The 21,590-nt window shown below is 66.0% G+C and carries 11 protein-coding genes and 1 pseudogene; 8 read left to right on the top strand and 4 right to left on the bottom strand.

The window, feature by feature from the left end:
* The first annotated feature begins 72 nt into the window (after nt 1-72).
* The 3 genes from ABZ621_RS25360 (at nt 73) to ABZ621_RS25350 (ending at nt 4,755) form a co-directional block, all read left to right on the top strand.
* Complete coding sequence (locus tag ABZ621_RS25360) at nt 73-3,093, top strand: hypothetical protein (protein WP_360608292.1); 3,021 nt, start codon at nt 73-75, stop codon at nt 3,091-3,093.
* Complete coding sequence (locus ABZ621_RS25355) at nt 3,090-3,860, top strand: hypothetical protein (RefSeq protein ID WP_360608290.1); 771 nt, start codon at nt 3,090-3,092, stop codon at nt 3,858-3,860. The genes ABZ621_RS25360 and ABZ621_RS25355 overlap by 4 nt, the downstream gene beginning before the upstream one ends.
* Nucleotides 3,861-4,065: 205 nt before the next feature.
* Nucleotides 4,066-4,755, top strand: coding sequence for a hypothetical protein (locus ABZ621_RS25350; RefSeq protein ID WP_360608288.1), 690 nt, complete (start codon nt 4,066-4,068; stop codon nt 4,753-4,755).
* Between the two features lie 84 nt (nt 4,756-4,839).
* Here ABZ621_RS25350 and ABZ621_RS25345 read toward each other — a convergent pair whose 3' ends face one another.
* The 3 genes from ABZ621_RS25345 to ABZ621_RS25335 all read right to left on the bottom strand — a co-directional run bounded on the left by ABZ621_RS25345 (nt 4,840) and on the right by ABZ621_RS25335 (nt 10,191).
* Entirely contained in the window at nt 4,840-8,685 is a 3,846-nt protein-coding gene (locus ABZ621_RS25345) for a NocE (RefSeq protein ID WP_360608286.1), read from the bottom strand.
* 375 nt (nt 8,686-9,060) lie between these two features.
* Nucleotides 9,061-9,570, bottom strand: coding sequence for a hypothetical protein (locus ABZ621_RS25340; protein WP_360608284.1), 510 nt, complete (start codon nt 9,568-9,570; stop codon nt 9,061-9,063).
* A 75-nt stretch (nt 9,571-9,645) separates the two neighbouring features.
* Complete coding sequence (locus ABZ621_RS25335) at nt 9,646-10,191, bottom strand: hypothetical protein (RefSeq protein WP_360608282.1); 546 nt, start codon at nt 10,189-10,191, stop codon at nt 9,646-9,648.
* 839 nt (nt 10,192-11,030) lie between these two features.
* On the opposite strand from ABZ621_RS25335, the gene ABZ621_RS25330 reads away from it, so the two are divergent.
* The 5 genes and pseudogenes from ABZ621_RS25330 (at nt 11,031) to ABZ621_RS25310 (ending at nt 19,110) form a co-directional block, all read left to right on the top strand.
* Nucleotides 11,031-15,197 (top strand): hypothetical protein, encoded by a 4,167-nt coding sequence (locus tag ABZ621_RS25330; protein ID WP_360608280.1) that lies wholly within the window; start codon nt 11,031-11,033, stop codon nt 15,195-15,197.
* Nucleotides 15,198-15,213: 16 nt separating this feature from the next.
* Complete coding sequence (locus tag ABZ621_RS25325) at nt 15,214-15,684, top strand: hypothetical protein (protein ID WP_360608278.1); 471 nt, start codon at nt 15,214-15,216, stop codon at nt 15,682-15,684.
* A gap of 477 nt (nt 15,685-16,161) precedes the next feature.
* On the top strand, nt 16,162-16,629 hold the full coding sequence (locus tag ABZ621_RS25320) for a hypothetical protein (RefSeq protein ID WP_360608276.1): 468 nt from the start codon (nt 16,162-16,164) through the stop codon (nt 16,627-16,629).
* Nucleotides 16,626-17,588, top strand: a complete 963-nt coding sequence (locus tag ABZ621_RS25315; RefSeq protein WP_360608274.1) for a hypothetical protein — start codon at nt 16,626-16,628, stop codon at nt 17,586-17,588. Before ABZ621_RS25320 ends, ABZ621_RS25315 begins: the two co-directional genes overlap by 4 nt.
* Nucleotides 17,589-18,326: 738 nt before the next feature.
* Nucleotides 18,327-19,110: pseudogene (locus ABZ621_RS25310) on the top strand (transposase family protein).
* Nucleotides 19,111-19,165: 55 nt separating this feature from the next.
* On the opposite strand, the gene ABZ621_RS25305 reads toward ABZ621_RS25310, so the two are convergent.
* Complete coding sequence (locus tag ABZ621_RS25305; RefSeq protein WP_360608564.1) at nt 19,166-20,788, bottom strand: penicillin-binding transpeptidase domain-containing protein; 1,623 nt, start codon at nt 20,786-20,788, stop codon at nt 19,166-19,168.
* Nucleotides 20,789-21,590 lie beyond the last annotated feature (802 nt).

The raw sequence follows: 21,590 nt of genomic DNA, 5'->3' as shown, positions 1-21,590 counted from the left end.
GTGAGGCTCACACGGAAACCGCGGCAGCGGCTCGCCGCGCAGGTGGCTGCGATCGGCCTATTGACGTCCTCCATGGCCCTGATCCCCTTCACGGGTTCGACCACGCCCGCCGAAGCAGCGGACGCCACCACGAATGTCCTCTTCGGGGCGCCGGAGAGGGATCTCGGCAAAGACTTCGAGGCATCCGACGACGTGATCGTCAGCGGCACCGGAGACTCGGACGGCTTCCACATCGTGACGGCGTCCGAGCGGGAGGGGTACGCCTTCCGAGAGGTGGCCTCACTGCGACGCAAGGACATCGACGCGGGCCCATGGACGGGCTACACCTGCACCACCGGCTCGGGCCGGTACGCGGCAGCCGTGTACATGCCGTCCCTGTGGACGAACAAGCCGGGGGCCTCCTACCGCGGCGCGTTCGCCGCCGTCGTGCGACTCAGTGACGGAAAAGTCACCGAAATCGCCCAGGGGGTGCAGCTCGCCTACTACTCGCCGGGCTGCGGCGAGGGCGATCGGGTGCTTTTCTCCACCAGTTCAGCCACGGACACCGACGCGGGAGACACCACCGTCATCGAGGCGGATGCAACGACCGGCACGGCAGTCGCAGACCGCAAGGTCACCGGTCAGCTCACTCACATGCTGCCCACCCCACACGGGGACTACGGCGTCCTCAACGGCCATCTGGTGAAGCTGACCGGCCGCGGCAAGGCCACTCGGGCAAGTAAGCAGGCTCAGCTGAACGGTCCGGTCTTCGCCCTGACGTCCTCAGCCGGCGGTGACCTCGACGTCGGGTTCGTAAGCGGCCGGAAGAGCGTCATCAGTCGCTGGCACGAAGGAAAGCTCTCCGCGCTCGGCTCCGGCGAGATCGGGAAGCTCAAGCTGTTCCCCCGCACGGGTGGCTCCCTGGTGGTGGGAGACGTGGCGGGTGTGGACGTCTCGCGTGCGCCCGGGCTCAAGGCCCAGCCCTTCACGGTCCCGCCCGCAGCCGTCTCCCGTGAGGGCCGGCTGATCGCGACCTCCGTCGTCTCGGACGAACTGAAGGGGGTCACGCCCCCCTTCGCCACTCCGGAGGCGAAGGCCACGGACGACGGTCGGGCCGCCGGCCTGATTCGTATCCAGGCCACGGCTGTCGGAACGGGCGCCAAGGGGGCGATCGCCTTCGACGCCGACGCCCACCCCGTCGAGAAGGCCGGGGCACGAGCCGCGTCTCCAGGGGGTACCCCCGCCCTCGGCCCCGCGGCCTACCCTCCCTCTGGTGCGACCACGGCCGGCGCGGCGGTTCCCGGCGCGGCCGTGCTACCGAGGGACGATGTGGAACCGCCCAGCTGTGGCGACCTCGGCGAACCGGAAGCCAGGTGCATATCAGGCGGCACGAAAACGTACGGCGAATCCCAGGTCTTCAACTTCGAGATTCCCTGCCTGGTGAAGCGGAACAACCCCAAGAGGCAGGCACAGCAGCCCAGTGCGAACCAAGTGGAGTGGGCGGTCGACCAAGCTGTACACGGCGCACTCACCGTTCAGCGTCCGGCCAACTGGCATGACACCGGCCTGCCCACCTTCTCTCCGCAGGGGCTGTTCCCGAAGCCGGAGCTGACCGGCGGCGGCGACATCCCGGCACAGGTCGTTCTCGGCATCCTGGCTCAGGAGTCGAACTTCAAGCAGGCGTCCTGGCACTCGGTGAACGGCACCGCGGGCAACGTGCTCCAGGCCGACTGGTTCGGCAACGGGGCGAGCATCCACAGCTACCCGAACCGGCTGACCTCCGACTGCGGTTACGGCATCGCCCAGGTCACCTCCGGCATGCGGGATTTCGACGGCGCGGACATGTTCGACCCCACCGAGGCCGGGGCCATCGCCACCGACTACGCCACGAACATCGCGGCCGGCATGCAGATCCTCGCCGGCAAGTGGAACCAGCTCAAGGCGCTCGGCATGGAGGCCAACGACGGCAACCCGCAGTGGATCGAAAACTGGTACCTGGCCCTCTGGGGCTACAACAGCGGTGTCTACACCGACCCGGCCCAGCCCCGGGGCCTGGGCTTCTTCAACAACCCGGCCAACGCACAGTACCCCCCTGACCGGCAGGGCTTCCTACGGGCGACGTTCGACGACGCCGCGCACCCCGCCAAGTGGCCGTACCAGGAGAAGGTCCTCGGCTGGGCGGAGACCCCGCACAAGACGTGGAACTGGGAGCCTTCGTACGTGGTTCCCGACTTCCCCGGTGCCACAGCCCTGCTGAACCTTCCGACGAACTACGGCCTCTTCTGCTCCCCCTCGGTGAACAACTGCGCGCCGGGCACGGCAAACCCCTGTCCGGCCATGAACGAGACCTGCCGCTGGGCAGGCAGCGTCGCCTGGATCAACGGCCAGAACGAGACCAACTCCTCCCGTGAGCAATTGAGGTTCCCGGTCGGCTCCCCCGAGTCTGCACTCGTCGCGAAGTACCCGTCGGGACCGTGCATGACGACACCGGACGGCACTCTCGGCACGATCGTCATCGACGACCTCAACGGCCGTGAGGATGTCTTCGGTTGCGGAGCACAGCCGAATCGTGAAGAGGGCAAGTTCTCACTTCAGTTCGGGGACAACCTCATCGTGAACCGAGACGACGGCACGTTCCGCGCCACCCCTTACATCGCGCAGATCGACGTCCACCAGTTGGGCGCGGGCTACAACGGTCACGTGTTCTTCACGCACAGCTACCCGTCAAACGACTACTTCCACAAGGTGACCGGACGCTGGAAGCTCAACCCGAGCTACCTGCCTGACGCCGACAAGCCTGGCGGCAAGCGGTTCACCGTGTGGATCCATCTGCCGAACCACGGCGCCGAGGCCACAGTTCGGTACACCACCATTCCGGGCCCCAACAAGGAGGGCCTGGGCTCGGACATCTGCGACATCAGCCAGTCGAACCGGACCCAGGGCAAGAATTCCTGGTTCAAGCTGGGCTCGTGGCGCTTCTGGAAGGGCGGCGGCGTCGAGATGGACAACATCCATCCGAGCGGCGGCACCGGAGACGCCAACGTCGCCTTCGACGCTGTGGCCTTCGTCCCTGTCGGCGCGCCCGACAAGGGCAACTGCAACATGGGACAGTGATGGAAGACACGTACTCAACGCACCGCCGGGTCGTGGCGGCAGTCGCTCTCGCGGCTGCAGCCGCCCTGGGCGGCTGTACACAGCACGAACCGACGATGGATCCTGCCTCCGGCTCCCGGTCCGCCGACGCATCGACGGCGCCCGCCCCGGCGCACTCCGCTCCGTTGCCTTCCCCGTCCTCGACGGCAGGCCTCGATCCGGCGCTCACGGAGCCTCCGTCGGCCGCCGACTGGCCGGACCGGGCCGTCACGGCCGACCGGGCGCCTGCGCTCGGGGAGAGCAAGGTCATCGCTCCTGGCTACCGGGCGGACGACTTTCTGACCGGCCTCGCCGCGCGGTGGGACATCCCGCTCGGGGAGCCGCGTCTGATCGACGCGCCGGGAGGTCGCAAGGTGTGGCACTTCGCCGGGGGCGTACCTCGTAACGGAGAGCGGCAGCTGGCCATCTCCGGGGTTCCGACGGAACAGGGCGACATCATCACCTTCAATTGCATGGTGAAGTCCGATCAAGCCAAGGCCGGCGTCTTCCTGCAGGACTGTGTCGGCACTCGGATTCCGAAGTGGGACGACAAGGGCGCGATCACCTGGCTCAAGACAGCGAAGGAGCAGGTCGATGCCCTCTACGTCAAGGAACGCCGCCAGGTCGTCAGTTCCCTGTACCTGTCTGGGGGTGCGCACGCGCTTCTGCTGAGGTCGGGCCCAGCTCCCGGCTCGGTCGGAATGTACACACTCACGGTCGCCGGCGGCGGCATCGCCGAATCCTCGTGACTGGGTGCCACGCGATCCCGTTCCGGGGGCAGTGAGTCTGCCTCCCTCTGATCTCGCGGCGCGGCTGATCGGTTGGGCGATGCTGTAACAGAGCCCCCGGGCTGTGAGCGGTGTCTTCCTTCGACACCGCCCACAGCCCGGGGGCTTCGTGACGCCGATCCGCAGAACAACATCGATGGTCCAACTTCAGTAGGAGGCTCTGACCATGTCCTCACCTGTGCGCCGACGGTCCGGCCAGGCCGCGTCTCTTCTGTTCGCGTTCTTCCTGGTGGGAGTCGGCGCGTGTACCAGGGGCCCCGGTCAGAGCGAGCTCAAGAGGATCGCCACCTCGGACGAAGTCCGCCAGAAGCGGGAGCAGACTGAGCGCGACCTGCGGGCGAGGGCCGACGAGATCAGAGGATCCTCCCCATGGGGGCCGCCGCTGCGTATCACCGTGGTGGACACCTGCTCTCGGGGTGGAGGCAAGAACTACCTCGACCAGAACGCACCGAAGCAGCCAGCCATGTCCTGCATGATGCGGCTGCATCTGTACTTCGCTGTGGACCGTCCTGTGCCTCAGGTTCTTCAGGACCTCCGGTCCATGAGGACCCCCACCACATGGTCCGAGGGCTCGATCCACAGTGCGCTGCGGTACTACGAGCACAAGAGGTACGAAGAACCGCACAGCTACCCCCCGTCGATCGGATCCCGCGCGGGGGGCGAAAGGCTGGCGTGGGATGCGCCCGGCGACGACGCGAGGGTGAAGGTGCCGGAACCGTGTCCTGGCAGGAAGACGGTCTTCAGTACCTGCGTGACCGAGCCCACCGAGGTCACCCTCTCCTCGATGCGAGAACGTCCAGGGACGCTGTTCGAGTGGACTCTGACCGCGGGTTATCACAGCGTGGCAGGCACGTGACGGCGTCGATGCGGAAGAGCCGGCTGGGAAGCGTACGCTTCCCAGCCGGCTCTTCGTTCACCTCTCAGGTGACGCGTTCTTCTCCTACCATCCGCCGATGGTCGCTTCCATGGCGTCCGCGTACAGCCGGGCGCCGCTGATCTTCGGGTGGAAGGACTGTGCCGAAAGCCCGTAGGACTTCAGCAGCGGCCAGTCCGTGACCGTGTTGTCGCTGTTGGTCAGGGTCTTGACGATCCCGTGGATGCTTTCCGGGTTCCCGCATATGCCCTTGCCCTCGAAGGCCCAGGTGGGATCGGAGAACCGTGCGTTGATGCCCTTGCTCCGGGCGGCTTCGCCGACGCTTCTCATCTCGCTGGTGAGATGCGCGGCCACCGTGTTGAGCCAGGCGTTGGACTCCTCCGACAAGCCCAGCCCAGCGGCTCGCAGGCAGCTCGCGTCGCCGGAGACCAGCTTCGGATAGCCCATGAGGAGGATCTTGGCGTTGGGGGCTTTGCGGTGGATCTCCTCGATGGCGGCGAGGATGTCCTTCTTCACCACATCGGTGATCAGTGCCGGCAACGCCTCGCTCAGAGGCCTCTGCTGGTAGGGACGGTCTCTGTCCGTCTCGATGTAGCCGTCCCCGTCGACGTCACGGTCGATCCGCGGGTCGTGGTCGTCGAACAGCTTGTCCTGGCAACTGCCCGATCCGTAGGAGATGAGGCACTTCTGGATGACGTACGAGAACCGCGAGTCGTTACCGCCGATGGAGATGGTCACCATGGTGGTGTTCTGGTCCAGGTACCCCTTCTGGATCTGGGCCAGTTCGCCGTTCTCCGGATCCCGCAGGATGTTGTAGCTGCGCGCACCGGAGCAGGCGATCAGGTGGTAGTCCATGCTCGCGTCCCAGCGGTCCGCCAGTTCGCCGATCGATTCGTACGCCCCGGCGGACGTCTTGGCCTGGCGCGACCAGGCCTTCTTGGAGCGGTGGCAAGCGTTTCGGGTCGCCTCGTTCTGGCTGTCCCGGTAGTTCGTCTCCGTGTAGTAGTCGGCGTTGCCCTCGGAGGCACCCTCCCCCGAGGAGAAGGAGTCGCCCATGGCCACGATCTGGTGGGCCGGCTTGCCCGGCAGCTTCTGGAACGCCACGGCGTCCCACGCCACGTCCTCGCCGGTGCCGCCGTCCTCGGCATGCGTGGACAGGGAGACCGTCGGCGTGCCGGTGAAGCGGAAGACTCCCAGACTCACCCAGCGGTTCTCACGGGTGCGCTGCGGTACGACTCGGACCGGTGAGGTGGAGTCCGTGCCTCCCACGACGTAGGCGGCCTGCCGGGTGTGCGCGCCGTGATCGGGCATGTGCACCAGTACGCGGCTCCAGCCGATGTTGGACTCGTTGAGCGTCCACTTGCCGGTGATGAACGTCCGGGCGCCGTCGAGCGTGTCCTGGTCCCGTGTGTGGGAGAACCAGAAGTGGTTATTGCTTCCGGCCCCGATCTGGTGCAGGTCCATCTTGCCCGCGTAGGCGCCATTCCAGCCGGCGAAGCTGAAGGCGAACGTGCCGGCGGACGAGGAGGGACCACAGGTTCTGCCCGTACTTCCCGCCGACGTCACGCCGGAAGGGGTGTCCTCGATGATCTTCGTCCCGGCGGGCAGACCTCCCGTCCCGCACTGGGGAGGATAGAAGTTGCCGTCCGGCTGTTCCGGGTACGTGTCGTTGAACCGGTGGACAGCATGGCCGCACTCCGCGAGAAGGTTGCAGTCCTTCCACTGCACCGACGTGTTCCACCAGCAGTGCAGCCAGTGCGGATTGGTCGCCGCTTCCTGGTCCAGGGTGCAGGCGCCCTGACCGGGGTCGTTGGAGTCGTTCTCGCCGATGCGGCCCGCGTAGCAGTCGTTGTTCTCCATGGTGCAGAACAGGTCGATACGGGGCTTGGCCCGCGCGCGGTCCCCGCTGCTGTTCCACCAGGCCGCCCGGTATCCGGCCTGCATGTCACCGGGGCCGAAGAGAGCCGCGATGGGACGGGCGGCCCAGCCGATCACCTTCTCCTGGTACGGCCAGTGCTGTGGGGTGGCAGCGTGGGAGTAGTCGTCGGCGCCACTCTCGTTCTCCAGGAAGGGCGTGCGGTTGTACTTCCAGAGCGGGTTGGCCGGGTTGTTGGTGAAGCCGACGCCCCAGTGGTCACCGCCCGCGGGGTCGCTTCCCTTCTCGTAGAAGCCCGAGTTGTAGGCCCAGAGGGCGAAGAACCAGTTCTCGATGTACTTCGGGTGACCGTTGTTGACCGTCAGGCCGGCCTTGTTGGTCTGGTTCCACTTCTCGGCGAGGATGGTTGCGCCGGCGGCGATGTTGGCCGTGTAGTCCAGCGCCACCGCCTCCTGCTGGGTCTTGCTGAGCTTGATGCCCTGGTCGGCCAGTCGCATGCCGTCGGTGACCTGCGTGATCCCGTAACCACAGTCCGCCTTGGCCCAGTTGATGGCCCAGGGATCCGGCTGTCCACCACCAGACGTGTACTCGACGCCGTAGTAGTTCCCGATCAGGGAGTTGGCGGTGACGCCCGGTACGGCGAAGCGGGTCGCCTGCCACATGTTGGACTCCTGCGCGGTGATGCCGAGCAGCACCTGCGAGGGGATGTGCCAGTCGTCGACCCGGTCCGGAACACCGTTGCCGTCCCCGTTCAGCAAGGTCGGCGGGAACAGAGCCTGGGGCTGGTAGCCCGCCATGCCCGTGTTCTTCCAGTCGGCCGGTCGGGAGACGTGTTTGTTCAGCGTTCCGGCGACCGTCTGGTTTACGGCCCATTCGACCTGCCGGGGGGTCGGCTGGAACGCCTGCTTGCGCACGTCGTTACGGGGTACGGCGCAGGTGCGCTCCGCCTCGACGGGGTCCGTGGGCGAGGGGGCGATCGTCGAGGTGGCCTCTGTTGCCGACCTCTCCTGTGTTCCTGTTCCGTCCCGGCTCGGCAGCGCGGGTGACATCGCGCCCCCCGCGGATCGCTCCGCCATGGTCCCCAGCGGCTTGCCTCCCGGAAGGGCGCCCAGTTCCTCGGTCTTCCCGGTCAGGAGCAGGCGGAGTTCGGTCCGGACCGGGCGGGCCCCGTCCTCGCCCGGTGCGATCAGCGGGGAGTTCCTCCCCGCCGCCCAGGCGGTCCCCACGGATGCTTCACCGCGCGTGGAGATCCGGTCGTCCTTGGCCAGGTCACCGCGGTTGCGCACACTTGCCGGCAGTGCCCCGACCGTCTTCGCCCTGCCGGTCACGTGCACGGTGCCGTCGGCCGAGGAGGCGAGGTCCCAATCGGTCAGAGCGCCACGTACGAGCGTCGCCGGTGCGGTTCCTCCGTTCCGGATCTGCTTCGGAGTCACCCGACGGGCCTGGCTGTCGCCGTCGTCCGCCTTCTCGGCCGCCGGAGCGGGGATCCGCTCGATGAAAGTGACCCCGCCTTCCCGGTCGGTCCGGAGCTGGAAGGGGACGCCTCGTGTCCGGGTGATCGTCTTCCGCTTTCCGTTCTTCTCGACCCGGACCAGCCGCGCGCCCTCCGCTGCGACGATGCCTTCTCGGGTCGGTATCGCGGATGTCACGTTGCCGTCGAGCAGAAGCGGCTTTCCGACCTTGCCGGCGCCTGTGTCGACCGAGATGAGCCGAGTGCCGGTCTGCTCGTCCCCCTCGTGGGACAGCTGGGTGAAGACGGTCGTCTCACCCTCGCCGCAGCCTGGAGAGAAGTACGCCAGCGATGCCTGGTGGGGAAGCTTGGTGACCCGCCCCGTTTCCAGGTCCACGATCGCGGTGAACGCCCCTCTCACCATCAGCTCGGGCTTGTTGGTGAAGGTCCGTGGGGCGTACGCCACGGCCGCCCGCTTTCCGGACTCCGTGACGCAGGCGTTCCCGATCCAGCTGTCGGCGTCGAATCCCGGCTCCGACAGCGTGGCCGCTGTCCTCCACTCGTACCCCGCGGCCGCGTCCGCCACCAGGATGTGAAATCCTGCCGCATCGCCGGACGTGGTCCACGCGACGTCCTTGGACGCGGCGTATCCGCTCCCCTGCAGCGACTTACGCCGCCCCTCCGGAATCGCAGCCGGAACAGCGCCCCCGGCTGTTGTCCGCGTCCACGGCTCGGTCGGCTGCTCCTGCTCGACGCCGTCCGACCGTCGCACGTCATCCGCCAGGGCCTGCGCGGGCAACGTCGCCAACAGCGCCAGCATCGTGGTGACCACCACGGGTGTGGAGGCCCGTACCCGCCTCACCGCACACCTCCAGGTGCGCAACCCATTCCGCTTTCGAGACTGTCCGGTACGCCTCTCATCGACCATCCTCACTTGTCCTCGCGCCGGCAGGAAGCACGACTAGCGGTAGACGTCGACGACCACGCGGTCCGGCTGCGTCAGGTGGAAGATGTTGTACCGGGTCAAGGGGCCGAGCGAGAGGCCGAACTGGGCCCTGGCGGCGTGGAAGTTGGTCAGCTGCACTCCCTTGATCGTGGGCAGGCCGAAGGTCCTGCTCCACTCGACTCCGGAGGCCAGGTGCGCGGGTTCCATCGAGATGAACAGGTACGACGTGCCCTTGACGGTCACGTACTCCGTGAGACCGCTCATCGGGGTGTAGGCGCCGTTCGTGTTCGTCTCCGTGCCGAAGATCCGGGTGGGCGCGGTGAGGTCGAACACCAGACGGTCGTAGTCCGTGTGCGTCGCGGCGCGTATGCCCGTGATGCAGGGGTTGTCGTAGCACGTCACGGCCGTGGCGGCCGTCTCGGCAGGGGTGGCGGCGGTGGCCGTCGGCAGGGCGAGCACCGAGGCGATCGTGGCCGCGGCGAGGGGCAGGGCTACACGGGCCCACGTACGAAGCGATCTACTCATGACAGAAGAACTCCTGACTCGAAACGAGGGTCGGGTGACCGTACCGAGATGAGGTGGATCGGACTTTCGTCCGGCTCATCGGTAGATGTCGACGACCAGGCGGTTCGGCTGGGTCAGCTGAAAGATCTGGTAGCCCGTCGACGGCCCGAGCGTGATACCGAACTGAACGTGCTTGTCGAAGCGGTTGTCGTACGCCTGCAGAAGCTGGACCCCCTTGAGGGCGGGAAGGCCGAAGCTCTGCTGGGTCGGGCTCGTGAAGGTCAGGTTCCCGGTGTCGTCATAGACGTCGGTGTCCTCCATCGTGATGAAGAGGTACGAGGTGCCCTTGATCTGCAAGAGCTCCTGCTTGCCGCTCACGTGGTCGTACGCGCCCGTCGTGTTCGTCTCAGTCGTGACCTGGGTGCCCGACGTCAGGTCGAACACCAGCCGGTCGTAGCCGGTGTGCGTCGCGGCACGGGTGCCCAGGACGCAGGTGTGGGTGGTGCACGTGGCGGTCACACTCGCAGCGCCGGCCTCGACGGGTGTCGCGGCGGACGCCGAGGGCAAGACGAGCAGCGAGGCAACAGCGGTTGCGGCAAGAGGCGCGGCAACGCGAGCCCATGCCCTGGGCGATGTACGCATGACAGATCAGATCCTTGGCTTGTAGCACGACCAGACGGTCGATCGGGATGGCGAACAGCGAGGCTGCGCGGTCTACCGATACACGTCGATGACCACACGGCTCGACCGCGCGAACATGAACACAGAGCGGCACGTCGAGGGACCGGGCGTCAGAGCGGACTCGCCCCTTTCGGAACATGGCCGCCATGCCCTTCGAGGACGCAAATGTCGCTACGGGGACCACCCTCGGTACGCGATCGGCCCAACCCAATGCGATTTCCCCCACCTCCGGATAGATGCCATCTCCAGATTGACCAAAAAAGGCAGTCGATCGGCTCGTTCCATCGACAGCCCGCTGCCTGCCCTCGTCCAGCGACCCGGGAAGGCAAATCGGGAAATCTCATACGCACGCTCCTGAAAAGGTAGCAACGAGCGAAATCAGGTTTCAGAAGCGGTAAAGGACTCCCCGCGTGAATCGATGCATTCCAGTCACTTCATCTCACCTTTCGGACGCCATCTTCTCGACTCTCGAAACCGAGAGGAATCCAGCCAGAAGCAGCGGGAGGAATGGCGTCGGATCGACTCCCACGCCATGGACCTGCAGTCTCCGCCCATCAGGTCGATAGGTGGTGTGACTGAAAACCTCCGGATCGACACGGGGCTGGAATAGAAGTGGAAACTTCGCAGACGGAAGCTTCTCGCCATTTCTCGGTGATCTAGGAACCCACGCTGCCCGTACGCCTATCGTTGCGACGCTCGGATCGATCGGCGCGCCGACGGTGCCGCAGGGAAGGGAACGGCTCGCCGCAGAAGCCGCTCTGCAGTACGCCGAGATCGCCAGGCGCATCACAGAATCCGGGTTGACGCTGCCCAAGTCCGCGCCAGTGTGGGCAGGGCTCATTCTGCCCGATCACCGCACTCGGCGCCCGGAAGCCGGGACCGTCGGGGCCGCCCTAGTGCTGCCGGACGCACCCTACGGGTCCCCAAGGAGAGGGAAGTTGAGAATCCTGCGAAAGATACGAGCACCACTGGCGGCGGTGGCTGTAGGAACGCTGCTGGCCGGAATCCCCCATGGCTCAGCTCGGGCACAGCCAGGCCTCGCCGACGCGCCGACGCCCCTCGCCGTCGGCGCTCCCTCCACGGACCGCGTGCCGGCCGCAGATCGTGCCGTGGTCCTCGGCCGGGACTGGGACAAGTCCACGGACATAGCCTGGACCACCACGGGTGACGCCCAGGGATTCCACCTGCTGACGGCGGCAGAACAGAGCGGCTACGCCTGGAAGACGCTTGCGTCCTTCGCAGAACCCGGTTTCGACGTCGACCAGTGGATCGGCAACGTCTGCGTCACCGGTTCGGGCAAACGCGCAGCCGTCGTCTACGCCCCACGCACCTTCACCAACGACCCCCGTCTGATGGCCCGCGGCGGCTTCGCGGCCATCGTGGATCTCACCAGCGGCTCTGTCACCAAACTGAAGCTCAACGCCTCGCTGTCGTACTACAACCCGGGCTGCGGGACTGGCGAGGAAGTGGTCCTCACACAGTCTCCCGGCGAGGACAAGAGGCAGACCCGGCTCTTCCGGGTCGATGCCGCCACGGGCAAAGTCAGCGATCCTGTCGTCGTCGACGGTCAGATCACCTCGTCTGTGCCCGCCGACGACGGCAGGGTCGCCGCCGCCTCCGGACGCACCCTCGTCGAGATCGACAACAGGGGTGTCAAGAAGCGGCTCGCGACGACCAGTACCGTCCCGTACCGCATCAGCAAGGACGAGGACGGTGGCTACGTCTTCCTGGAGCGTGTCCAGCGCGCCAGCCTGCGGAACGAGGAGACCACGCTCGTCCGTCGGTGGGCCGGCACGAAGGTCACGCAACTCGGCCATGGCCCCCTCGCGGACACCGGCCTCACTCGGATCGGCGGACAGGTCTACCTAACCGGTGACGTCACCGCCGAGGCCGGTATCAGCCTGCCGCGGACGGTCACGCGACTGGAGGGCGTCGACAAGGACGCCACGCTGTCCACCAAGGGCGGCGCGATCGTCCAGCACACGGTCTGGGCCGACGGCAAGGGTTCTCCGAAGTACCTCCAGCCGAAGGAGGTCACCGACGCACGCCCGGTGGAAATCGAGACCACGGTGCGCGATACCGGCAAGAAGATCAGCTTCACCGTCAGGCCGATCGCGGCCACCTCCGCCGGGTGGGAGTCCTCCCGCGCACCGTCGCCGCTACTCGGAACCCGAAAGGACGCGGGGCCCGAGACCGACCACGCTGGCCCGAGCACGCAGAGCGCCGATCCACGTCCCCTTGACGCCACGACGGCCTCGGCCGCCATATCCGGGTCCCGGAGCGAGATCGTCGAATCGGAACGCATCTGTTCCGTGCCCCGCAACGATCCGCGCAACCAGGCCATGCAACCCAAGCCCCGTCAGGTGGAGTGGGCCGTCGACAAGGCCATCACCGGCAAGCTCGACATCGGCGCCTCGCGCCCAGCGAACTGGAAGAACCTCGGCATGCCGGCGTACTCGCCGCAGGGCCTCTTCCCGAACCCCGAGCTCGAAGGTGATGGCCGCGTCCCGGCCCAGGTGCTCCTCGGCATCACCGCGCAGGAGTCGAACATGTGGCAGGCCTCCCGCTCGGCAGTCCCCGGCGTGACGGGCAACCCTCTGATCGGGAACTACTACGGCGTCGACTACTACGACGGCATTCCGGACAATGACTGGAACGTCGACTGGTCTTCCGGAGACTGCGGCTACGGCGTCACCCAGGTCACCGACCACATGCGTCTCGCCGGCCGTGAGCACGGCAAGGGCGGGGCGGCCTGGGACTATCAGATACAGCGCGCCGTCGCCCTCGACTACGCGGCGAACGTCGCCGCCGGCCTCCGCATCCTGGTCGACAAGTGGAACCAGACCAAGCGCGCCGGCCTCGTCGTCCACGACGGCAATCCCGCGAAGCTGGAAAACTGGTTCTTCGCCCTCTGGGCCTACAACTCCGGCTTCTACCCGAACGTGAACGCCAACGAACCCTGGGGCGTGGGCTGGTCCAACAACCCTGCCAACCCCGAGTGGGACGCCGGCCGCCTGCCCTTCATGGAGGACCGGCTCGGCAACGAGGACGCCTCCGCCGCCGCGCGCCCACAGCACTGGCCGTACCCCGAGAAGGTCCTCGGCTTCGCCGCGCACCCGCCGTCCTTCGTGGAGTCCCCGGGCGTCATGGTGGCCGCGTTCCGTGCCGCCTGGTGGAACGGTACTTCCGAGGACGCCACGGTCAAAGGATCGGCCAAGTGGAACCGGGCCCAGGTGAAGCCCCCGGAGGACCTCTTCTGCGGTGTCTACAACTGGTGCGAGCCGTCCAAGATCTCCGATGGCGCCACCAATGATCCGGGCTCGGGGCCTTGCACCCGTGCCGACTACAAGTGCTGGTTCCACCTGCCCGTCCAATGGAAGAGCGACTGCTCCTACTCCTGCGGCAACGAGCTCTTCCGCTTCACCTCGCCGAACTACGACACAGAGCAGGCCGACGGCACCGCCTATACGCCCAACTGCACCCGGACCGGCTTGCCTTCCCATGCCCTCGTCGTCGACGACGTTCCCGGTGGTACCTTGCCCGTTCGACCGAACTGCGCCAACAACGACTGGACCAACGCCGGCACCTTCACCGCCGACTTCGCGGGCGAGTCCGGCGTCGCTCACGATGGCACCGCCTCCACGGTCTACCCGGGCAAGATCGACCTGCACCAGCTGGGGGCGGGCTTCGGCGGCCACTTCTACTTCGGCCACACTCGAGACGACGACGCCAAGGGCACCCGCCTCAACTTCACCGGCACCTGGACCCTGAACCAGCCCCGCACCGACTGGATGCGCGTCCTCGTGCATCTGCCCGACCACGGCGCGCACACCCAGCAGGCGCGCTACGACATCGACACCGGCAGCGGCTCGTTCTCCCGCCACCGGTACGTCAACCAGAAGCGCGGGACCAACGGCTGGATATCCCTCGGATCGTTCCGGATGAACGGCGTGCCCCGGGTGCGACTCACCACGGAGACCGAGGACGGCGCTGGGGACGACGACGTCGCCTTCGACGCCGTTGCCTTCCAGCCTCTGCCGGGCAAGCCCCAGCAGGTCGTCCAGATGGGCGACTCGTACTCCTCCGGCGAGGGAGCCGGCTCGTACGCCAAGGAATCCGACAACGACATCAACAACGCCTCACGCTGGAACGCCTGCCGCCGCAGCAACGACTCCTGGGTCCGCAAGACGACCCTGCCTGGTCGTTCCGCATCGATCGGCACCCTCGCTGATGGTTTCTCCACCGAGTTGGAGTTCCAGAACGTCTCCTGCTCCGGAGCGCGCTCCTGGCAGCTGATGACCGGGCACGCCGTCGACAAGAACGGCAACGAGGTCTGGGGAACCGACGGCAACTTCCATGAGAGGTTCCAGGTCGACTCAGGTGTGCTCAGCAGTGACACGGACCTCGTGACACTTACCATCGGCGGCAACGACGCAGGCTTCCCACTGGTCATGCAGGACTGCGCCACCATCGGTTGCCCGGCTGAGGAGGAGGTCCACCGGAACATCGACATGGCCATGTCTGGGGTCGAATCCGCCCTACGACTGATCGAGACCGCGACGGGCGGCCACGCGAAGATCGTTCTGCTCAGCTACCCGCAGATCTTCAACGAGAACTCGCTGACCTGCGTGAGCGGCGTCGGTGGCGCGGGCATGATCCGCATCAACGACAATGCCGTCTACATGGAGGGCAAGCAGCGAGCCGTCGTCGACAAGCTCAAGGCGGAGGGCCTGCCGGTCTTCTTAGAGTCCGCCGACGCGGACTTCCAGGGGCGCAGGGCCTGCGACGACCCGGAGGGCATCCACAAGACGGTGGTCGCGGGGCAGGGGCCTGGCGACTTCACGTGCAAACCCACCGATCCCAGCCCGTGGACCTGGTGCGTCAGCCGAGAGAGCTACCATCCCAACAGCACGGGCACTTCCGCCTACTCCGCGGCCTTCCGCCGCGCGGTGAGCAATCTCCCTTAGGAGCGACAGGATCCCCGTGAAAGCAGAGCGAAAAGGAAGGACCGAGCTCTGGGCAAAGGCCCTGGGCGCGGTCCTGCTCGCTTCGGTCGTGGCACTCGTCGCTGCGTTCGCCGTCAGCGGGCGCAGCGAAGCCGACCGCGAGCACGATGCCTTCGAGGCAACGCAGAGGGACGCCCGGCGCTTCGCCGTCGACCTCCTTACCGGCAAGGGCCGCACGCCGACCGACCAGGACATACGGGACGCCCTTGACGAGGCACCCGGCTTCGGAGTCCTTGTGGAGACACGTTCCACACCAGAAGGCACCCGGCTCCTGGTCCAGTTCTCACGCTCATACGAACGGACCCTGGTCCTCTTCGGCCCGGCCGACACCATGGCCACCCGCTGCTTCACCATCGACCTGCCATCCACCAGTCCGTCGGGGCCCCGGATCAAGGCCCACGGGCCGAAGGAACCTTGCGGGACCGTGGCCGGCTCCACCTCGAACTGACGAGACCGGCTGCTGAGGCTGATCACGCTCTGCGGGCAACCGAGCTGCCCGCAGGGCGGTTCTGTCCTTGGGCACCTGGAACGGCGACCTGACGACTGTCGCGCAGCCCAGCATGCCACCGACCAAACGGACTCCTCTGGTGTGCTACCTGCCAGAATCCGGGCACACGGCCGCCGTCTTCGCCTTCCTGGCCGATACGCCCATAACCGCCAACCCGCACTGATTTCTGCCGACTCCTTCCTTGAAAGCGGGATCCCGAGTTCCGCCACATCCGCCTCGCCTCCAGCGCGCCGAATCGGCCGTCCTGTCGATGGAATCAAGTCATGCGGGAACAATGACTATGAGATCGCAGTACTGTTCCAAGAGCTGACCGGATTTCGCCATACCCATCAGCACCAGAAACCAAAGCAAGATGAATCGAGGTTCCCGTTGCCCAGACGGAGAATATTAGGCGCGGCCTCTACGGCGGCCGCGGCGTTGGCTGCAGTGATCATCCCTGCCTCGCCGGCCAACGCATACACCACCTACACGGATGATCAGTGCAGCTCGACCACGCGCTGCCTGGCGATCTTCTTCAACAGCCTGCAGAACATCGGGGTCTTCAGGAGTCCCTGCTTCATCACGAACAAGACCGAGGACTCGCACCTCGGTTATGACTACCTGACCTCCTCGGGCATGCAGCAGGTCCGCTATCAATTCAACTACGGATACGGCTTCGGGTTCGACGAGCCACTGCCGAACAGCAGCAAGTGCGAGGGGGCGGACCCCGGGTCCGGCTGGAGCGTGAAGAACAACGCCGCGGGCGCCTCGAACGGAGACACCCGGTCCCACCGCATCTTCTACTACAGCAACCAGCAGGGGACCTATCAGACCATCGAGGTCGGCAACAACGAGAACCTGATCTCCGCCTTGAAGAACGAGAACGCAAGCAGTGCGAGGCTGTGATGACCATAAGACGTCCCTGGATCGTTTCGCTCTCAGCCGCATCCCTTGCAGCGTTCCTGGCAGGCTGCGGCCAGCAGGCGACCGACACTCCGCCGGCCCAGAAGACACCCGCACCCGCGGCTGATCCTGCTCAGCCTGGGCCGAAGGTCTTCCGCGAGAACTGGCCGGACAAGGTCCCCACGCGCGGCCTCGCCAAGGGCCTGACATTGCCCCTTGAGACGTACATGCCCTCCTACGCCGACGAGATCACCGTTCAGCAGGCGAGGGACACCGCCGAGATCGCATGCATGCGACGCTACGGGTTCGACAACTGGCGCACCGAGGACCTCGGCACCGCGCCGCCGCTCGCCGCCAACGCCTCCAACATGCCCCGCAGGTACGGTCTGACCGACCTCGCCGAGGCCAAGGAGTACGGATACCGGCCCCCGCACCCCGGCCGGGAGAGCACCCCGCCGCCGGAGCTCTACGCCCCTGACGCCGTCACGGTTCTCCAGGCCCGCCAAGGAGGCAGCACGATCACCTCCTTCAAGGGCAAGGCGCTTCCCGAAGGGGGATGCATCGGCGAGGTGGACCGCAAGGTCGGCACTCTCGACGCAGACCTGGTCGAGCGCCTCAGCGCAGAGAGCTTCGAGCGCTCCCAGGAGACCACCGCCGTGAAAGCAGCCATGGGCCAGTGGTCCCTGTGCATGAAGGACCGCGGCTATCAGCTCAACAACGTCTGGGACACGGACAAGCTGCACTCGCCCGCCGCCGGCACCGCCAGTTCCGAGGAGATCGAGCTCGCGACGGCCGACGTCGAATGCAAGACCACGACGAACCTCATCAAGATCTGGTTCGACGAAGAGGCCGCCATCCAGAAGCAGCTCATTAAGGAAAACCAGTCGAACCTCGACAAAGCCCGTTCCCGAAAAAACAGCGCCCTCTCCAGCGCGTCGGCAATCAACACCGCCGCTCGCTGACCCTCGAGCCGTTGCCCCTTTTTCAAGGATCTTCTTCTTGAGCTACGGCCATCGATGTCACCATACTTGCACGCACCCCGGTGACATTGCCCTCAATCGCAATCCTCATTCTAGAAAGGACTGGGATGCGTCGTTCTATCGCGTCACTTGCCGTTCTCGCCACGGCCATGGCAGGGCTCATAGGGTTAGCCCCGAGCGCATCAGCAGGAGACTACGGGTGTGCTGGATCCCTGGTCTACTCGAAGGACTTGCTGGGCGAAGGAGGAGTCTGGTCAACCGCCAGGCTCTATTACTCCCCGGCCGATGGCGGAACGAACTGCATGGTCTTGGTTGCCAAGAAATATGCGGGGACCAAGCATTACATGTCCGTAAGCATGAGTGTCGACGGGCGTAGCGGGTACCAGAAGAACGAAGGCCAGTTCGCCTGGTACGCCGGTCCGGTAGTGCAGAAGAACACAAATGGACACTGCATCTCCGGCACCTTGTGGGAGAACGCTCCCGGCGATAACGCTCCTCAGGCCGGTGCGGGAATCTACAGCGTAGCTTGCGGCTGAACTGCACGGTGACACGCCCTGCCGGTAGACGACTAACATGATTGAACCCCGGCACCCTGGCAGGATATTTCAGCGTCATTCCCGGTTTTCAAATTCCTCAACTGAGCCTTTTTCATCCTGTACGGGAGGGTGAAATGAGCTGGTCAGCGGGGGTGGTGACGAGGCAGGGCCCCTCGTCGTTGGTGTGGTGATCTCACTCATCACACCGGCGACCGAAGGGGCCCTGGTGGTTCCGTATCCTGCCACGCTCGACGTCCCTACGAGCTGGTCGAGCATGTCGCCTGGCTGCTGCACGAGCACCGCCTGGCCCGCAACACACGCTGGCGCAAGCTCGGCTGCTTCAAGCAGGCACTGCTGACCTCGTCCATCTCCGTAAGAACGAGACGTTCTCGCAGCTCGGCGCCGGTTTCGGAATATCTCAGGCCACCGCCTGGCGCTACGCTGACGAGACCCTGGACGTCCTGGCCGGCTGAGCGCCCGGCCTCTGTGAAGGCGACCACGTCATCGTCGACGGAACCCTGATCCCCATCGACCTGATCGGTGCGGACGAGCCGTACCACTCGATGAAGCACCGCAAGCACGGCATGAACGTGCAGGTCATCGCCCGCCCCGACGGCACACCCCTGTGGTTCTCCCGCGCGACACCCGGCCGCACCCACGACCTGACCGCGGCCCGCGCCCACGGCATCGTCCAGGCATGCCTGACCCGGCAGATCCTCGTCCTGGCCGACCGCGCCTACCAGGGCGCCGGCGCCACCTTCCGCACCCCGTAGCACCACCGCGAACACCCCACACCCACTACCAACAGTTCAATCGCGACCACGCCCGCCTCAGAGCACCCGGCGAGCGCGTCTTCGCGCAGCTGAAATCCTGGCGACTTCTCCGCCGGGTCCAGATGCTCCACCCGCCGCATCGGCACCCTCGTCCAGGCCGTTCACGCGCTGCTGACATGCAGCTATTCAGGATGAAGCGGGTTTACTCTGCGAAAGTGCGAGAGCGGGGCAAGCGAATGGTTGCTGGGCTTCACCTTGCGCGCAGAACCTGCGCCACAGTAGGTCCTGCTGCGTCGCCACCATGCCCGCCCGACAGCACTACTGCGGCGGCTGCAAGGTCATCGGAGAAACCTGCGAACCAGCTGTTGGGGTCAGCTTGTCCGTCGACCTCGGCTGAACCGGTCTTCGCCCCTTTGTCACCGCCGACTGAGGCCATCGCTTTCGCGCCCGTTCCGCTCGTCGCGGTGTCTCGCATCATGTCTCGCAGCTGTCGGGCCGCTGCCTTGTTCAAAGGACGGTCGGCGGTCGCAACGGCGCGGTCGTCGAGATCCGGGGAGATGAGATACGGCTGCTTGAACGCGCCGGCCTTGGCGGTGGCGGTGATCGAGGCCACAGTAAGCGGGTTCATCTGAACCGTACCTTGGCCGATGTACTGCGCGGCCGCCTCGCCACCGGTCTCCGACGGGATCCTCCCATCAAAGGATGGGATACCGGTCTTCCATTCCATGTCTATGCCGAAGACCTCACGGGCTTCCTTGCCGAGGGCCGCATCGTCATGGACATCGTCGATCTTCTTGATGAAGGCGGTGTTGCAAGAGCGGGCGAAGCTCGTCTTGAATGGAACGGTGCCGAGTTCGAAACCGTCAAGATTCTGGAAGGTACGCCCGTAGTACATGGCGTTCTTCGGGCACTCGGCCGGGCCGTCTGCCGTGACCAGGCCCTTCTCCAGGAGGAGCGCGGCGGTCACGATCTTGAGGGTGGAGCCGGGGGCGAGGCGGCCGAGGAAGGCGGTGTTGTTACCGCTGGAGGGGCTGTTGGCGACTGCCCGTATCGCCCCCGTCGAAGGCTGTATCGCGACGACCGAGGCGTTCCCGTACCGCTTGACCGCCTGCTCCGCCGCCGCCTGTGCAGCCGGATCGATGGTCGTCTTCAGACGTCCCTTCACACCCTCGCTGAGTATCAGCAGCGTAGTGTCCGGCACCTCCTGCGATCCGGAGTCGATCCAGGTCTCGATCCCGGGTTCTCCTCCGACTCGCGTGCCGTACCGCTGGCGCAACTCATCCAGGATCGGACCGAGCGAGGGGTACTTCTCCCTCGTCAACTCGACACCGTCACGGCCCACGACAACAAGCGTGGCTGCCTTCGCATTGCCGGTCCGCAGGGTCGCCCCCTTACTCAGCCTCGGGTGTACAACGGTCGGCTTCCAATCCACCAGCGGTCGCCCCGTGGTCAACCCGCGCACCACGGTCAGCTTCGAGGCATACGACCATGCCTTGGTGTGCCCCTCGTACGAGACGGTGGCGCGGACCGTGAACGGCACCGCGGTCCCTTCCGGTCTCCCCGGCACGATCTCGGCCTTCGCGATCATGGCGGCCTCACGGTAGGCGAGCAGTGCGGGGCCTGCTTCCACCGGGTTGTTGGTCAACTGCGCGGCCCGTTCTGCTTCGCCGCTCGCCCATGCCGCCAGGAACTCCTTCGCCGTTCCGGTCACCTCCTCGGAGGTAACTGGTCCCGTCTGCCGTTGCTCGACCGCATTCTTCGACGGAGAACCCCCGGTGACCCCGTTCCAAAGGTTGTACCCGCCGTACCCCACACCGCTCGCCACGACGAGGAACGCCCCGCCGACAATCGCCAGTTTGGCTCCACTACGCATCTCCACGCGCCTCTCTGCCCGTCCAACTTCGTGAGCGTAGCCAGGCTTTGTCCTCCACAGCGCCTTCGCAAGATCGCGGACCCGGAACGGATGCGAATCGGCTGGAACTGATCGGCGCAGCCTCCGAGACGACGGACGTATCACGCACTCCAGCTTCGTGACGAAGCGACGCGACACCTCTCATAGCTCTACAGAACCCTGAACAGGCGACAGATCCTGGCCAATCGATGCGCCCGGAACCCCTGATGGCCTTGCCATCCTACTTACACCCGAAATTTCGTGAGAAACACACGCGATGAACTGGAAGCTCAAGCTGAGCATCCTCACGAACGCCAGGGCGACTGCCAGGCGACTTCCCAGCATGGGCAAGCATCCGGACATCGCTGTGGTGGCACTCGCAGAGGAGCGGGACCTGCTCCACATAGGCCCGTTGCTGCCGATGCGGAAGAGATCGTAGCGAGGATCGCCGTCGAGCGCGGCATCACCCTGCCCGTTCTCTCAATCGCCAAGGCAGGGACCGGGCCGCCCGCCCTTGGCGCCCCGCCCCGTGGCACCCAACCCGTACGAGACCCGCCCTCCTTGCTGCAACCCTTGCTTTGCCGGGACACCTGAGCCGGCCGGGGCTCGGCCCCTCGTCGCAGTTTCGGAAACGGCCTCGGCGGTCAGCTGGCTTCGGCCTCCCCTGCCGAGTCTGCGGGCGAGTTCCGGGGGTCTGTCAATCGAACGGTGTAACCGTGGTGTTCGGGGCTACTGTCGGGCTGCGGTGAGTCGGCCGTCGAAGGTGATATCGAAGGCGTTCAGG

The organism is Streptomyces sp. NPDC007863 (assembly GCF_040633895.1).
Lineage (GTDB): Bacteria > Actinomycetota > Actinomycetes > Streptomycetales > Streptomycetaceae > Streptomyces.
Note: the sequence above shows the minus strand (reverse complement) of the source record. Positions and strands in the feature narration are given on the sequence as shown.